11 protein-coding genes and 3 rRNA genes (1 of these 14 only partly in view) are annotated in these 15863 nt (G+C 65.5%); 4 read left to right on the top strand and 10 right to left on the bottom strand.

Annotated features, from left to right (window positions below; all coding sequences use genetic code 11):
- Nucleotides 1–22 precede the first annotated feature (22 nt).
- A complete protein-coding gene (coxB, locus tag AC13F7_RS15040) occupies nucleotides 23–970 on the bottom strand; it encodes a cytochrome c oxidase subunit II (protein ID WP_483001806.1) in 948 nt (315 codons plus the stop codon).
- A gap of 11 nt (nucleotides 971–981) precedes the next feature.
- The gene (locus AC13F7_RS15035) at nucleotides 982–1458 is read right to left on the bottom strand and encodes a DUF2244 domain-containing protein (RefSeq protein ID WP_121042248.1); all 477 of its coding nucleotides are present in this window, start codon (nucleotides 1456–1458) and stop codon (nucleotides 982–984) included.
- Between the two features lie 276 nt (nucleotides 1459–1734).
- Here AC13F7_RS15035 and putA point away from each other — a divergent pair, with 276 nt between their 5' ends.
- On the top strand, nucleotides 1735–4959 hold the full coding sequence (putA, locus tag AC13F7_RS15030; protein ID WP_483001804.1) for a bifunctional proline dehydrogenase/L-glutamate gamma-semialdehyde dehydrogenase PutA: 3225 nt from the start codon (nucleotides 1735–1737) through the stop codon (nucleotides 4957–4959).
- A 55-nt stretch (nucleotides 4960–5014) separates the two neighbouring features.
- Here putA and AC13F7_RS15025 read toward each other — a convergent pair whose 3' ends face one another.
- The 3 genes from AC13F7_RS15025 to AC13F7_RS15015 all read right to left on the bottom strand — a co-directional run bounded on the left by AC13F7_RS15025 (nucleotide 5015) and on the right by AC13F7_RS15015 (nucleotide 7803).
- Nucleotides 5015–5614 (bottom strand): hypothetical protein, encoded by a 600-nt coding sequence (locus AC13F7_RS15025; RefSeq protein WP_483001802.1) that lies wholly within the window; start codon nucleotides 5612–5614, stop codon nucleotides 5015–5017.
- A gap of 122 nt (nucleotides 5615–5736) precedes the next feature.
- Nucleotides 5737–6261 (bottom strand): SLOG cluster 4 domain-containing protein, encoded by a 525-nt coding sequence (locus AC13F7_RS15020; RefSeq protein WP_483001800.1) that lies wholly within the window; start codon nucleotides 6259–6261, stop codon nucleotides 5737–5739.
- 198 nt (nucleotides 6262–6459) lie between these two features.
- Nucleotides 6460–7803: an outer membrane protein transport protein gene (locus AC13F7_RS15015; protein WP_346472947.1), complete on the bottom strand. Its 1344-nt coding sequence runs from the start codon at nucleotides 7801–7803 to the stop codon at nucleotides 6460–6462.
- 225 nt (nucleotides 7804–8028) lie between these two features.
- Here AC13F7_RS15015 and AC13F7_RS15010 point away from each other — a divergent pair, with 225 nt between their 5' ends.
- Nucleotides 8029–8721 (top strand): rhomboid family intramembrane serine protease, encoded by a 693-nt coding sequence (locus AC13F7_RS15010; RefSeq protein ID WP_019186003.1) that lies wholly within the window; start codon nucleotides 8029–8031, stop codon nucleotides 8719–8721.
- Between the two features lie 95 nt (nucleotides 8722–8816).
- Here the strand turns inward: AC13F7_RS15010 and AC13F7_RS15005 are convergent, their stop codons facing one another.
- On the bottom strand, nucleotides 8817–10343 hold the full coding sequence (locus tag AC13F7_RS15005; RefSeq protein ID WP_483001798.1) for a S41 family peptidase: 1527 nt from the start codon (nucleotides 10341–10343) through the stop codon (nucleotides 8817–8819).
- A 126-nt stretch (nucleotides 10344–10469) separates the two neighbouring features.
- Nucleotides 10470–11795 (bottom strand): murein hydrolase activator EnvC family protein, encoded by a 1326-nt coding sequence (locus tag AC13F7_RS15000; protein WP_483002312.1) that lies wholly within the window; start codon nucleotides 11793–11795, stop codon nucleotides 10470–10472.
- Between the two features lie 97 nt (nucleotides 11796–11892).
- Between AC13F7_RS15000 and AC13F7_RS14995 the strand changes: the two genes are divergently transcribed.
- Together AC13F7_RS14995 and AC13F7_RS14990 are read left to right on the top strand one after the other, a co-directional pair.
- Complete coding sequence (locus AC13F7_RS14995; RefSeq protein WP_483001796.1) at nucleotides 11893–12555, top strand: DUF4097 family beta strand repeat-containing protein; 663 nt, start codon at nucleotides 11893–11895, stop codon at nucleotides 12553–12555.
- 54 nt (nucleotides 12556–12609) lie between these two features.
- Complete coding sequence (locus tag AC13F7_RS14990) at nucleotides 12610–14340, top strand: M28 family metallopeptidase (protein WP_483001794.1); 1731 nt, start codon at nucleotides 12610–12612, stop codon at nucleotides 14338–14340.
- A gap of 543 nt (nucleotides 14341–14883) precedes the next feature.
- Here AC13F7_RS14990 and rrf (AC13F7_RS14985) read toward each other — a convergent pair.
- The 3 genes from rrf (AC13F7_RS14985) to AC13F7_RS14975 all read right to left on the bottom strand — a co-directional run.
- Nucleotides 14884–14998: ribosomal RNA gene (gene rrf, locus AC13F7_RS14985) — 5S ribosomal RNA — on the bottom strand.
- 134 nt (nucleotides 14999–15132) lie between these two features.
- Nucleotides 15133–15247, bottom strand: a 5S ribosomal RNA gene (gene rrf / locus AC13F7_RS14980).
- 125 nt (nucleotides 15248–15372) lie between these two features.
- Nucleotides 15373–15863 (bottom strand): 23S ribosomal RNA (locus AC13F7_RS14975) (it continues 2388 nt past the right edge of the window).

The raw sequence follows: 15863 nt of genomic DNA, 5'->3' as shown, positions 1-15863 counted from the left end.
GGCTGGCGGGCGCGGCTCGATTTCAGGCGTTGCTGTCTGTTGCTGCCGCGGCAGGCTCGCTGGCCGGTGCCGGTGCCGGTGCCGGGGTGGCCTCCGCGGGGGCAGCTGGCGTGGGCGCCGGAGCGTCCTGCGGCGCAGGGGCCGGCGCAGGCTTCCTGGAGGCCAGCCATTTCTGGTAATCCTCCTTGGAGACCGCCTCGACCACGATCGGCATGAAGCCGTGATCCTTGCCACACAGCTCGGCGCACTGGCCGCGGTACACGCCGACCTGTTCGATGTTGGTCCAGGCCTCGTTGATGAAGCCGGGAATCGCATCCTGCTTCCAGCCCAGCGCCGGTACCCACCAGGCGTGGATGACGTCGTCGGAGGTGATCACGAACCGCACCTTGGTATCGACCGGCAGCACCAGGCGGTTGTCGACATCCAGCAGGTAATGCGGATGGGTGTCGCGGGTCGGCACCACGCCACTCTGGCGCACACGGTCGGACTCACGGTCCAGGCGGCTGGTGAAGCTGACGTTCTCGCCGAGGTATTCGTACTTCCACATCCACTGATAGCCGGTGACCTTGACGGTCATTTCCGAATCGCGGGTGTCGTAGAACTTGATCAGATTGGCCGTGGCCGGCCAGGCCATGACAACCAGGATGATCACCGGGATCACTGTCCAGATGACCTCGGCCTTGGTGTTGTGGCTGAAGGTGGCGGCGACCGCACCCTTGGATTTGCGGAATTTGAAGATCGCGTAGAACAGCGCGCCGAACACCAGCACGCCGATCACGGTACAGACCCACAGCGAGAACAGGTTGGACTCCCACGCCAACCGCGAGCTCTGGGTCACCCCCTTGCCCATGTTCAATTGCCACGGTTTGGGGTCGGCCGCCTGGGCCCACGCCATGGCCGGCGCCAGCAGCGCAGCCCCGCCCAACACTGACTTCCCGAACGTCCTGCCCCACTTTCTGCATTGCTTCATTGCCTAGACCCTTAGCGTCGTCGGTTGCGGCCGTCATTGGCCGCGAGCAAGCCTTCTAGTTTCTGAGCCAGTACCTGGCGTTCGGCCGGTGCGAGGAAACTCCCCACGTCCACCTGCCGACCGCTGGATGCCAGCCGGACTCTGCGCTCGTCGGCGATCAGCCTCACCCAGTGCGGGTGGGCGCTGAACACCGGCGAATGCCCGGGTGCGGGAATCACTTCCACACACGCCGGCACTACCCGGATCTCTTCCTGCCGTTCTCCACTGCGCCACACCGTGCGCAGCGCCACTGCCAGCAACACGCTGTACAGCAGAGCAAACACGGGAGCGAATACGTTGCCGGTGAACCAGCCCAGGCCGGCTGCCAGCCACATCACCCCCGCCAACACCACAAACAACAGGACGAACTGCCGGGCATCGAGCGCCCGTGGGGGGCGCAGCCGCAGTTGCGTCCCTGATCCGTCCGGAGCGATAAGCACCTCGATCATGTCGCAACCGCGTTTTTCCTGCCGCGGGAAACGTCTCGATGGTAGCCCCGCTCTCCAGCGAGTAGCAAGGGTCCATTCACAGTTTCAGGAATGTTGCAATACAGCATTGACTGCGGCGGCCGTTTTGACGAAACCAGCACAATAAATGGCGGGCGGGTCGAATCCGCCGAATCCCCCTGTATGAAAGGCTATGCGCCGCATGGGTGCGACCAGGAAAACCCCTTGACTCGCCAAAAAAGCGATTAAAATGGTCAAGTTCTCCACGAGCCGACCGGCATGACTGCATCCTCTGTCCTTCCCCCTGCCCCGGCATCGTCCGGCGCCGCCCGCCCGCCGCTGCTGTCCCCCGAGCTGCCGGCCGTTCCCAACGCGTTCCGCCAGGCGATCACCGATGCCTGGTTGAAGGACGAGGCCACCCATGTGCGCGAGCTGCTCGAGCAGGCACGCCTGCCGGCCGCCGAGCAGGCCAAGGTGCAGGCCACCGCTGCCGACCTGGTCAAGCGCGTGCGGGTGCGCGCCCAGGACCAGGGCGCGATCGAAGCGTTCATGCGCCAGTACGATCTGGGCAGCGAAGAAGGCGTGCTGCTGATGTGCGTGGCCGAAGCCCTGCTGCGCATTCCGGACCAGGAGACCGCTGACAAGCTGATCCGCGACAAGCTCGGCGATGCCGACTGGAAGAAGCACATGGGCGGCAGCGACTCGGTGCTGGTCAACGCCTCCACCTGGGGTCTGATGCTGACCGGCCGCCTGGTCCAGATCAACGATGCCACCCGCGCCGATGTGCCGGGCGCGTTCAAGCGCCTGATCGGCCGCGTGGGTGAGCCGGTGATCCGACTGGCCGTGCGCCAGGCGATGAAGATCATGGGCCACCAGTTCGTCATGGGCCGCACCATCGATGAGGCACTGTCGCGCTCGCACAAGGGCGACAACGCCAGCTACCGCTATTCGTTCGACATGCTCGGCGAAGGCGCGCTGACCATGAAGGACGCCAAGCGTTACCTGGAAGACTACCGCCGCGCGATCCACTCGATCGGTGGCGACCACAAGGCCCGCGGCGGCCGTCCCGATGGCGACGTCAATTCGGCACCGGGCATCTCGATCAAGCTCTCCGCGCTGTACCCGCGCTACGAGCATGCCAAGCGCGCACGCGTGATGGCCGACCTGGTGCCGGGCGTACTGGAACTGGCGCAGCTGGCCAAGTCCTACGGCATCGGCTGCACCGTCGACGCCGAAGAAACTGACCGCCTCGAACTGTCGCTGGACATCATCGAAACCGTGGTCAGCGATGCCTCGCTGGCTGGCTGGGAAGGTTTCGGCGTGGTCGTGCAGTCGTACCAGAAGCGCACCCCGTACACGATCGACTACCTGGCCGACCTGGCCCGTCGCATCGGTCGCCGCCTGCAGGTGCGCCTGGTCAAGGGCGCGTACTGGGATGCGGAAATCAAGCGCGCGCAGATCGACGGTCTGCCGGCCTACCCGGTGTTCACCCGCAAGCAGAACACCGACGTCTCCTACCTGGCCTGCGCCAAGCGTCTGTTCACGCACAGCGATGCGATCTACCCGATGTTCGCCACGCACAACGCGCACACCATCGCGGCGGTGCAGGCGATCGCCAAGGGCGGCCAGTACGAGCACCAGAAGCTGCACGGCATGGGCGATGACCTCTATGCCGAAGTGGTGCCGGCCGACCGTCTGAACGTGCCGTGCCGCGTGTATGCGCCGGTCGGTTCGCATGAAGACCTGCTGCCGTACCTGGTGCGTCGCCTGCTCGAGAACGGCGCCAACTCCAGCTTCGTCAACCGCATCACCGACGAGAACGTGGCCATCGACGACCTGATCCGCGATCCGGTCGAGGTGGTCTCCTCGTTCGCGTCCATCCCGCATCCGAAAATCCCGCTGCCGGTCGATCTGCTGCGCAGCCAGAACCATGACAGGAAGAACTCCATGGGCGTCAATCTCGCCAACGACAACGATCTGCGCGCCCTGGCCGAGCAGCTCAACGCCGCCGTTAAGCCGTGGCACGCCGCGCCGCTGGTGCCGGGTGCCAACCCCACCGGCGCGCTGTTGAACGTGACCAACCCGTCCGACACCCGCCAGGTCGTCGGCCAGTGGCAGCCGGCCGACAGCGCCACCGTCGAGAAGGCACTGGCCAATGCCGTGGCCGCGCAGCCGGCCTGGAACCGCACCCCGGCCGCCAGCCGCGCCGCGATCCTGGAGCACGCTGCCGATCAGCTGGAAGCACGCCTGCCGGAATTCATGGCGCTGTGCGTCAAGGAAGCGGGCAAGAGCCTGCCCGACGGCATCGCCGAAGTGCGCGAAGCCGTCGACTTCCTGCGCTACTACGCCAAGCAGGCACGCGAGCAGTTCGGCCACGCCGAAAAGCTGCCGAGCCCGACCGGTGAATCCAACGAACTGCAGCTGCATGGCCGCGGGGTGTTCGTCTGCATCAGCCCGTGGAACTTCCCGCTGGCGATCTTCCTGGGCCAGGTCAGCGCCGCGCTCGCCGCCGGCAACAGCGTGATCGCCAAGCCGGCCGAGCAGACCAACCTGATCGGCTATTACGCAGTGAAATTGCTGCTCGATGCCGGCGTGCCCGAAGGCGTGCTGCAGTTCCTGCCGGGCGACGGCGCCACCGTCGGTGCCGCACTGACCGCCGACCCGCGCGTGGCCGGCGTGGCCTTCACCGGCTCGACCGACACCGCCCGTGCAATCAACCGCGCGATGGCCGCACGCGACGCCGCGATCGGTGTGCTGATCGCCGAAACCGGCGGCCAGAATGCGTTCATCGCCGACTCCTCGGCGCTGCCGGAGCAGCTGGTCAAGGATGCGATCGGGTCGGCCTTCACCTCCGCCGGCCAGCGCTGCTCGGCCGCCCGCGTGCTGTTCGTGCAGGACGACATCGCCGACAAGGTGATGACCATGCTGTCCGGCGCAATGGCCGAACTGAAGGTCGGTGACCCGGGTCTGCTGTCGACCGATGTCGGCCCGGTGATCGATGCCGACGCGCTGCAGATCCTCAAGGATCACGCGGTGCGCATGGAGAAGGACGCCCGCCTGATCGCCGCTGCCACGCTCAGCGACGACGCCGCGCACGGCACCTTCTTCGCCCCGCGTGCGTACGAACTGAAGAACCTGGACCAGCTGCACAAGGAAATCTTCGGGCCGGTGCTGCACGTGATCCGCTGGAAGGGCGATCAGCTCGATGCGGTGATCGACCAGATCAACGCGACCGGCTACGGCCTGACCCTGGGCGTGCATTCGCGCATCGATGAAACCGTCGACCGCATCTCCTCGCGCATCAATGTCGGCAACGTGTACGTCAACCGCAACCAGATCGGTGCGGTGGTCGGCGTGCAGCCGTTCGGCGGCCAGGGCCTGTCCGGTACCGGCCCCAAGGCCGGCGGCCCGCACTACCTGCTGCGCTTTGCCACCGAGAAGACCGTCACCGTAAACACCACGGCCGCCGGCGGCAATGCCTCGCTGCTGACCTTGGGCGACTGATCTCCGGCGTCATGCAGCAAACGAAAAACCCCGCGAATGCGGGGTTTTTTGTGGGTCACGGGCTTTCGATGGACTCGATCTCGTCGTGCATCAGCAGTTCATCGCCCATGTAACGCTCGAACTTGATGCGACCGAAACCGGCGGCATACCAGGCCTCGATGCGGTTGTCTTCGAAGGTGGCGGTGACGTGGCAGGTGTCCTTGAACGTGCGCGGCTGGTTGCCGACGTCCGTCTCCAGATCTTCGAAGCCGACGAAGGTGTAGTCGGAGAAGCCGTCGTAGTCGATCGGCTCGACGGTTTCCTCGATGTGGTTGGTGCGCTCGCCCGTGCCGGTGAGTTCGAAACGCTCACCCGGCTTGGCGCTCTGCGGGAAGGTCGGCGCCGGCTTGAAGACGTCGGTCCGCGTGGGGCCGTCGCTGGACATGCCGTAGCGCTCCTGGCCGAGCAGCTGGCGGCCGCTGGGGTCGTAGAAGCTGGCCATGCCGATGCCACCACCGGCACTGTGCACCTTGATGGCGTTCTGGCCGGCGAACGTGACTTTTTCGATGGTCAGCGTTTCATCTGCGTTGGACCAGGACAGCCCCGGGGTCAGGGTGAAACAGGCTGCGAAATCCGGGGCGGCCGCTGCGGGCAGCGAGATGGCGGAAAGTGCCATGGCAAGGGTGGAGCGGAGCAGAGTAGACGTCATGGGAGACCCCGTGGGGAGAGAAGTGAAGGCGAAACGGCATTGCGCTGGCGACCTGCGTCTCCAGCGGGAGGTTGATTCAAGGGAGATGCCTAGGCCGGCAGTGATGCCAGATCCAGGTGGCGCAGCTGCGCTTCCAGGGACTGCAGGCTGGTCCACGGCAGGATGGGCGAGTTCTGACGCTCGTCCGGGGGATGGGTCCGCAATGTATCGGACCATCCGCCGCAGCCTTCCAGGGGCAACAATGGCCGCTTGTGCAGCCACGCCAGACAGACTTCCGAGATGGTGCCCGCGCGACCACCAATGACGATGCAGGCATCGCCGGCCAAGGCCATCATCAGGTTGCGTGCATCGCCCATGCCACACGGCAACACGACCGTTGCCGGCCAGTCAGCCGCCGGCATCACATCGGGGGGAATGATGCTGACCACCAGGCCGCCTGCGGCAATCGCGCGCTCGGCGGCCACACGGGTGGCAGGACTCCCACAGCCGCTGACAACGGTGATGCCGAGTCTGGCCATCAACGCGCCAGCGTCTCCAGCCAGTTCGTAGGCTGCGGAACCCGGTTCGGCGCTGCCCAGAATGCAGACCTGCGGTCGTCGATGCGCAGACTTCATTTACGTCCCTTTAAATGATCGTGCTTGCGTAGCTGCCGGCACCGGAGTGCGATCCTATCGCGTCACGCCTTCGACGTGAACGCCGATACCGTTGACGCTGCGCGCAGCGGATGCCGCACGAGCAGCGCGCAGACAACAAAAAACCCCGCTTTCGCGGGGTTTTCTGCTGCTGCGTTCAACCGATCAGTGCTGCGTTGATCAGAACTTGTAGTTGAACGACGCGGCCAGCACGTCGCCACGGACCTTGTACTTGCCGGTCAGCGAGTTGCCCTGGTTGTTGGTGGTACCGGCGATGTTCACGTCCGGATCCTTGGTGAACAGGTGGGTGTAACCGAAGTTGTATTCGGTGTTCGCCGACGGGGTCCAGCCCAGGCCCACGGACAGCCACTTGCGGCTGGTGTCCGGCACGCGCACGTCGCGGTGTGCATTGGTGGTCGGGGTCTGATCCAGTGCGATACCGCCACGCAGGGTGACGGTGTCGCTCAGCTTGAAGTCGGTACCCAGCGAGACGAAGGTCGTATCGCGGTAGCCGAACTCCAGCACCGAATCGGGCTGGTTGGAGGCGTAATCGATGGTGACCTGGTCGAACGCGGTCGACCAGGCGGTACGGGTGACATCACCCATCACGGTCCAGCGGTCGTTGACGTTGTGGGTGACGCTCAGCGTGGCCGAGGCCGGCAGGGTCAGCGTCGCCTTGCCCGAGGTGCTGGTGAAGCGGCCCGGCTGAGCGACAGCCAGCACGGCAGCAGCGTTGGTCGGCACGTCGAAGGTGGCATCGCCGCCGGTGATCTTGTGCTCGACCTTGGAGCGGTAGCTGATGCCGATGTGGGTGTTCTCATCGGGGCTGAACAAGCCGCCGACGGTCCAGCCCACCGCATTGTTGTCGCCTTCCACGGTCAGCTTGCCATCGGCGCTGCCCGGCGCGAAGCCCGGCACGCGCGACTGCGCCAGTGCGGTGCCGAAGTCGATGTTGTTGCTCAGTTCGATGGTCAGGTGCTCGACGAACACGGACGCACCGAAGGACACGTACGGGTTGACGTCATAGGACGCGGCGAAGCCCAGGTCGATGGCCTTCATGTCGGTCTTCATGCCGCTGTAGCGGCCGACCCAGCCATTGTCGTAATCGGTCTTGAAGCCGAACGGTGCGGTCAGCGAGACACCGAAGTGGGCCTGCTCGCCGATCGGCATGTGGAAGTACGCGGCCGGAACCGGGGCGATCATGCCGGCGTCGCCGCCGTCACCGCCGGTCTGCGGCTGGCCGGTCGGCTTGCGGCCGGTGCCATTGAACTTGGCCGAGAAGCTGATGGCGCTCAGGTCGCCCTGGACCTGCATACCTTCGAGCTGGCGCATGCCAGCCGGGTTGACGGCCATGATGGAGGCATCGCCGGCGGCGCTGCCGGAACCGGCGAAGGCGCGGCCGAGGCCCTTGGCGCTGTTTTCCTTCAGCTGGAAGGCGGCAGCGTGGACGTGGCCGACGGCCAGGACGCCGGCAATGCCGACAGCCAGGGCGGTGACGCGGGCAAGCGTGGAAGCGGTATGCATTGTTGGTTCTCTCCGGATAGCGATCATGTTTGGCAACGCGCGCCTGCGTTTTCCCTTCCCTTGCAGGTCAGGACAACGCGCCGGATTCCCCTCCCGACATACGACGCCGTATGCGAGTATACCGAGAGCGGTTAATGAAACAATAACGTGTGTCGCCCTTGTGGCTATTCATGCTGAACACGACATATCCCCGTCAGGTCGGCCTCCGCGCTAGGCTAGTGCCGCATGTTCGTGTCCACCCCCTCCCGCAAGAAAGCCGCCTACCGCTGGGCCACCCCCCTGCTGTTCGCCGCGCTGTGGGTGGCCTTCCTGTGGTCGATTTCGCGGCCCGATGACGCCCGCCGCAGCCTGTGGATGGACTGGGGCGCGCTGTCGACCGGTCTCACCCACCCGCTGGACTGGTGGGCGACCCTGCAGGATGGCAGCGTGCTTCGACTGTTCACCGCGCTGTTCCTGCACGCGGACTGGTCGCACCTGCTGGGCAACCTGGTGTTCCTGCTGATCTTCGGGCTGCCGGCCGAGCGTGTGCTGGGGCCATGGCGGTTGATGCTGCTGTTTCTGGTGGGCGGGGCGATCTCCAACCTGACCGCGATCTACACCATGGGCAGCCCGGACCAGATCATCATCGGTGCCAGCGGCGCGGTGTCGGCCCTGATCGGCGCCTACCTGGCGCTGTTCCCGGGCGCGCGGCTGGGCGTGGTGATCCCGCTGGGCCTGTTCCTGGAATTCGTCCGCGCCCCGGCCTATCTGCTGATCGGGGTCTGGGCGGCGCTGCAGGTGGTATTCGCCTACATCGGCCCGACCTTCGGCATGGTCGCCTGGTGGGCGCATATCGCCGGCTTCGTATTCGGCCTGGGCTACGGCGTGTATGTACGTGCCGCGATCGCACGGCGGCTGCGCAAGCGGCATGGGTTCTAGAAGAACAGCCATGGCCTGCGGGTAGTGCCGGCCGCTGGCCCGGTAAACAAGACAGGTGGGGTACTGCAGAGCCGGCCAGCGGCCGGCACTGCCGGTCAGGGCTTGATCGGCGCCGTCGAAGCCGGTGCCTCGGGCTTGGCCGGCGCGGGCGTCACCGGTGCCGCCGCAGGCTGTTCGGTCGGCTTTGCTTCTGCCGGCTTTGCTTCTGCCGGCTTTGCTTCTGTCGGCTTCGTATCTGATGGCTTCGCGTCGGCCGCCCTGGCCGATGGCGCTGCCGGCGTGGACGCCGCCTTGTTCGCCGCCTCTGCCTTCTGCCTGGCCAGCACCGAACCGGGCTGCTTCAGCTCGGCCAGCGCGTCATTGATCGGGCCATCGCCCGGCAGCACGTCACCAGCCTTGTAGCCTTCGGTGCCTTCTTCGTCACCGCGCAGGTGACCGGGCAACGTGGCTTCGCTGTAGTCGGTCAGGCTCGCCGGCAGGTCGTCATCACCGGCACGCTTTTCCGGCTGCAGGAGCACGTCGGGGATGATGCCGGTGGCCTGGATCGACTTCCCGCTCGGGGTGAAATACCGCGCGGTAGTGAGCTTCACCGAGTCGCCGTTGTCCAGCGGCAGCACGGTCTGCACCGAGCCCTTGCCGAAGGTACGGCTGCCCACCACGCGGGCGCGGCCGTTGTCGCGCAGCGCGCCGGCCAGCACTTCGGACGCACTGGCCGAACCGGCATCGGCCAGCACCACGACCGGCGCGCCCTTGAGCAGGTCGCCCGGGGTCGCATCGAAACGGGCATCGCTGATCGAGATGCGGCCGCGGGTGCTGACGATGTTGCCCTTTTCGAGCAGATCGTCGGCCACCTGCACGGCGGCGGTGAGCAGGCCGCCCGGGTTGCTGCGCAGATCCAGCACCAGGCCCTTGAGCTTGCCGCCGGCCTGCTGCTGCAGTTGCGCAACGTGCTTCTGGAAATCGGCCCCGGTATCGGCCTGGAAGGTACTCAGGCGGATGTAGCCATAGCCGGGTTCCAGCATCCTGCTGCGCACGCTGGTGACGCGGATGGTCTCGCGGGTGACGGTGACATCGAACGGCTTGGGCCTGCCCTCGCGCACCAGGGTCAGCACAACCTTGGTACCGGCGGCGCCACGCAGCGGTTCGGTTGCCTCGATCGCGCTGATCGGCTTGCCATCGATGGCAATGATCAGGTCGCCCGCCAGAATCCCCGCGCGCGTTGCCGGCGTGTCGTCGATCGGCGAGATGACTTTCAGGCTGCTGTTGTCGGGCTGCTGCTGCAGCTCCACGCCGATGCCGTCGTAGGCGCCGTTGGCCTGCTCATCGAAGGCTTCGGCGTCTTCCTTGTCGAAATAGGTGCTGTGCGGATCCAGATCCAGCAACAGGCCGCGGATCGCGGACTGCATCAGCTTCTTGTCGTCCACCGGATCCACGTAGGCCGCGCGCACCGCGTTGTAGACGGCGACGTAGCGGCGGATTTCTTCCAACGGAACCCGTGAGGTCACCGCTTCTTCCGTAGTGGCCGCATCGGCCCCGCGTGCCGGCGCTTCGGCGGTCTGCTGCGCCCAGGACACCGCAGGCAACAGGGCCAGCAGCAAGGTGGCGGAACGGGCTACGCGCATGAAGCACTCCAGAATGAGCGGGGGACGGTTATCCACGCACGGGGGTGCGTCGCCCGATTATGCGCGAAGCGACGATAAATTCCCGTTGAATTCCCTGCACGACGGCACGCCCGTGTTGGGCGCGGTTTATCGCCGCTGCAGCCAGCTGCCCGGGTCCACCGGCTGTCCATTGCGGCGCAGTTCGAAGTACAGCGCGGTTACGCCCTGCCCACCGGAATTGCCGACCTTGGCCACCGCCTCGCCCTTCTTCACCGTGGCGCCCGCATCACGCAGCAGGGTGTCGTTGTGGGCGTACAGGCTCATGTAGCCGTTGCCGTGATCGACGATCAGGATCATGCCGTAGCCGGTCATCCAGTCGGAGAACACGACGGTGCCATCGGCGACGGCGGTGATGGTGCTGCCGGCCGGCGCACCGATCAACACGCCGCTGCTGGTGCGGCCATCGGGCAGTTTGCCGCCGTAACGGGCGAGCAGATTGCCCGACAACGGCCAGCCCAGACCGCCGACCTTCGGTGCCGGTGCAGAAGCGACTGCCGGAGGCGTCTTGGTCGCACGCGGCGGCGGGCGGGTACCGCTGGCCGCCGCCGCGCGATCGGCCTTGTCGGCAGCGGCTTTTTCCGCAGCGGCACGTCGCGCGGCAGCACGGCGCTCGGCCTCGGCGCGGGCAGCAGCGGCACGCAGGTTCGCGAGCAGTGTTTCCAGTGCTTTGGCGTCCTGACCGAGCGCCTTCTCACGCTCGCTGCGGTCCTTGTAGCGTTCGTCCAGCGTGGCCACGGTGGCCGCGCGCGCGCGACGGTCATCGGCCAGTGTGGCGACCTGCTGCTTCTGCTGCTGACGGGTGCCTTCCAGCGCCTTGCGGCGCTCGACGATCTCCGTCTCCACCCGCTGCAGTTCGGTGAGATCGGCCGTCAGCGACTGGATCCGCTGCGCGCGCTCGCGTTGGAGGTAGCGGTGATAGGCCAGGCTTCGGTTCGCGTCGGCGACGCGATCCTGCGACAGCAGCAGCTTCAGCGGTGCGTTGTTGCCGATGCGGTACGCCGCGCGCAACAGCGAGGCCAGCTCCGTACGCTGCTGATCCAGCCCGGCCTGCAGCGCATCGCGCTTGGCCTGCAGTTCGCTCATCGCACGGGTCTCGCGCTGCAGTGCGGTTTCGGTCTGGGCCAGGACACGCCCGGTGCGGGCCACCTTTTCGTCGGCTTCGCGCAGCTGGCGCGAGGCCTGCCCGCGCTGCCCTTCCAGATTCCGCCGTTCCTGCGCCACGCCCTTGAGCTCGCTGCGCAGCTTCTGCAGCTTGCGTTCGGCTTCCTTGGAGGATTGCGCGGCCAGCGGGCTGGCACCGAGAACGGCCACTGCCAGCAGCAGCGCACGCAACGCCGGGGTCAGCCACTGCGTGCGACCGCGTCCGTCGGTCGGATTGTTATCCCGGCGTGAGGAAAAGGCGTTGTGGCGCAAGGGCTTTCCAGTGACTTCAGGCAGATGCGGATTGCAACGATGCATGGTGACATTCCTGCAGGCGGCCTGCCAGCCGCGCTCCACCATCGAGGTCCTCATGAAACGCTCCCTGCTCCCGCTGTTGCTGGCCCTGACGCTGCCCTGTGCGCCGGCCATCGGCAGCGACAACATCAGCAAGGTCAACGGCAGCATCTCCGCCGAGGCCGGCCAGACCTACGGCAATCTGGAGACCGTCAACGGCGGCATCCAGGTCGCCGAGGGTGTCACCACCGGCCGCATCGAAACGGTCAACGGCGGCATCCGCGTTGCCGATCGCGCGCGCACTGGCGGCATCTCCACCGTCAACGGCAGTGTGCGCGTCGGGCGCGAAGTGATTGCCAGCGGCGGTGTGGACACGGTCAATGGCGGCATCTTCCTGGATCGCGGCACCCAGATCGACGGCAGTCTGGAAACCGTCAATGGCAGCATCGGCCTGGTCGAAACGCGCGTGGCGCGTGGCATCGAGACCGTCAACGGCGACATCACCGTCGGCGTGGGCTCGCAGGTCGAGGGCGGCATCGAGGTCAAGAAGCCGAACTTCAACCTGTCGCTGACCCCAGGCCGCAAGCCGCGCGTGATCATCGGGCCGAACGCCTCGGTCAACGGATCCCTGCAGTTCGAGCGTGAGGTCACGCTGTATGTGCACCGCACCGCCCGCATCGGATCGGTCACTGGCGCCGTGGCCGTGCCCTTCGATACCGACACCGCGCCCCAGGATTGATATGGTGGTCGCTGGTGCGCTGCGCACCCGCCTTTCCCGTTCCAGGAACCGATGATGCCCCGCAAACTTCTGTTGTGCCTTGCCGCTGCCGCTGCGTTGACCGCGTGCAAGGGCGAATCCACCACGCCCACCGCGGCACCCGCCACTGACGCGGCACCGACGACGCCGGGACATGCGTTCTCGCCCGAGATCAACGCCGGCGATTTCGCCGAACTGGTCGAGACCCTGGCCTCGGATGAGTTCGAAGGCCGCTCGCCAGGCAGCAAGGGCGAAGAGCTGACCGTCAATTACATCCGCGACCAGATGCAGCGCATCGGCCTGCAGCCGGGCAACGGCGACAGCTGGTTCCAGGAGGTCGCGATGACCGAGACCACGGCCGATGAGTCGACCGTGTTGACGCTGGACCAGGGCGGCAAGACCCGCGAGCTGAAGTTCGGCACCGACATGGTGATCGGGACCCGCAGCGGCCAGCCGGACGTGAAGGTCGAGGCCAGCGATCTGGTCTTCGTCGGCTACGGCGTGGATGCGCCCGAGCAGAAGTGGAACGACTACGCCGGCCAGGACTGGAAGGGCAAGACGGTCGTGATGTTCGTCAACGATCCCGGCTTCCACGTCAACGACGAGAAGCTGTTCGACGGCAAGCGCATGACCTATTACGGACGCTGGACGTACAAGTTCGAAGAGGCCGCACGCAAGGGCGCCGCTGCCGCGCTGATCGTGCACGACACCGCCGGTGCGTCGTACGGCTGGGATGTGGTCAAGAACTCGTGGGCCGGCCCGCAGTACGATCTGCCGGCCAAGGATGACCCGGAAGCGCGTCTGCCCGCACAGGGCTGGCTGAGCGCCGAGGCGGCACGCCAGTTGTTCGCCGAGGCCGGCCTGGATCTGGACAAGGCCTACAAGGACGCCAGCAAGCGCGGCTTCAAGCCGGTCCCGCTGAAAGCCAAGGTGTCCTTCGATCTGAAGAGCACCATCGCCGAGAAGAAGTCGCGCAACGTGGTCGGTGTCCTGCCGGGCAGCAAGCGGGCCGATGAAGCCGTGCTCTACATGGCGCACTGGGATCACCTGGGCAAGCACGAGGGTGAGCAGGGCGACAACATCTACAACGGTGCCGTCGACAACGCGACCGGCGTGGCCGGCATCCTGGAAGTCGCCGATGCGATGGTCCACCAGCAGCCAGCCCCGGAGCGGTCGGTGGTGTTCCTGGCGGTGACGCTGGAAGAGTCGGGCCTGCTGGGCTCGAAGTACTACGTCAGCCACCCGACCTTCCCGCTGGACAAGATCGCCGGTGTGATCAACATCGATGCGATGTCGGTGGCAGGCCGTGCCAAGGACATGACCGTGACCGGCTTCGGCAGCTCCGAGCTGGAAGACATCCTCAAGCCGCTGGCGGCCAATCAGGGGCGTACCCTGCACGGCGAAACGGCGGTGCAGAGCGGCTTCTACTTCCGTTCGGATCACTTCAACTTCGCCAAGGCAGGCGTGCCGGCGCTGTACGCCGACGGTGGTGAGGATCTGCGCGACGGCGGTGTCGAGGCTGGCCGCAAGGCCGCCGAAGACTATGGCACCAACCGTTACCACGGCCCGAAGGACGAGTTCGATCCGGCCACCTGGAAGCTGGATGGCACGGTCGAGGACCTGCAGCTGCTGTATGGGGTTGGCAAGGAACTGGCTGGCGGCGACCGCTGGCCGAACTGGTACGAAGGCAATCCGTTCAAGGCGGCACGCGATGCGATGATGAAGGGCAAGGGCGCTGAGACGCCGGCCGCGGAGTCTGCGCGCTGAGCGGTTGGTTGCTGTGACGTGATCTTTGCTTCATGAAAACGGCGCCTTTCGGGGCGCCGTTTTTTTTGGGGTTGGCGGCTGGCGTGGTCGGGCGTTGGGCCGCGATACCCTTGCCGGCGACGCCCCCGGCCGCCGCCTTGCGGCGACGGCCTCCTCCTTGATTTCGCCCACAAGGGCATCGCGACCCAACGTATCCAGACAATTGGCGCCGCCCAGCATCAGCGCGACAGCGAGTGCCGGGATGGGTCTGGTCAGTCCGCACACAGCACGCGAAGCCTCCTAGCGGCCGGTAGGCGCCTGGGCAAAATCAAGGAGGAGGCCGCCGCCGTCAGGCGGCGGCCGGGGGACATTTGCCGAGGGGCCTACCGGTCGCTACGGGCCCTTACGCTCGCGGAAGATACAAGCGGAGACGCCACCTGCCGTACTGGCCGCATACGCATGACCGTGCTCATCTGCTGTGGCACGTGAAATGAGACGCTCCCTTCAGTTGAGAGAAGGACAAAAAAAACCCCGCTGCGTGAGCAGCGGGGTTTGGGGTGTAAACCCTGGCGATGACCTACTCTCGCATGGCTTAGGCCACACTACCATCGGCGCAGCTGCGTTTCACTTCCGAGTTCGGGATGGGATCGGGTGGTGCCACAGCGCTAATTTCACCAGGGAGACGGTTGGAGCAGCGCATTGCGCCAGCTCAGCAGAGGTCTCTTCCGAGAAACAGATACCTGTAAAAACCAGGTGCCTGCAAAAAAAGGAAAACCCCGCTGCGTGAGCAGCGGGGTTTTCGGGCTAAAAAAACCCTGGCGATGACCTACTCTCGCATGGCTTAGGCCACACTACCATCGGCGCAGCTGCGTTTCACTTCCGAGTTCGGGATGGGATCGGGTGGTTCCACAGCGCTAATTTCACCAGGGAGACAGTTGGAGCGTCGCCATCCTAAGGAACGGATTAAGGCGCCTGCCTCTCGTAAGTCTTGTGACGTAGCGTGCACTTGGGATCTATCGACATGTCATGTCGGCCAAGGCAACTTGAGGTTATATGGTCAAGCCACACGGATCATTAGTATCAGTTAGCTCAATACATTGCTGTACTTACACACCTGACCTATCAACCACATAGTCTATATGGTTCCTTCAGGGGGCTTGTGCCCCGGGAGATCTCATCTTGAGGCGCGCTTCCCGCTTAGATGCTTTCAGCGGTTATCGCTTCCGAACATAGCTACCCGGCAATGCCACTGGCGTGACAACCGGAACACCAGAGGTTCGTCCACTCCGGTCCTCTCGTACTAGGAGCAGCCCCTCTCAAATCTCCAACGCCCATGGCAGATAGGGACCGAACTGTCTCACGACGTTCTGAACCCAGCTCGCGTACCACTTTAAATGGCGAACAGCCATACCCTTGGGACCGACTACAGCCCCAGGATGTGATGAGCCGACATCGAGGTGCCAAACACCGCCGTCGATATGAACTCTTGGGCGGTATCAGCCTGTTATCCCCGGAGTACCTTTTATCCGTTGAGCGATGGCCCT

It is taken from the genome of Stenotrophomonas sp. K-6 (genome assembly GCF_056861555.1).
Note: the sequence above shows the minus strand (reverse complement) of the source record. Positions and strands in the feature narration are given on the sequence as shown.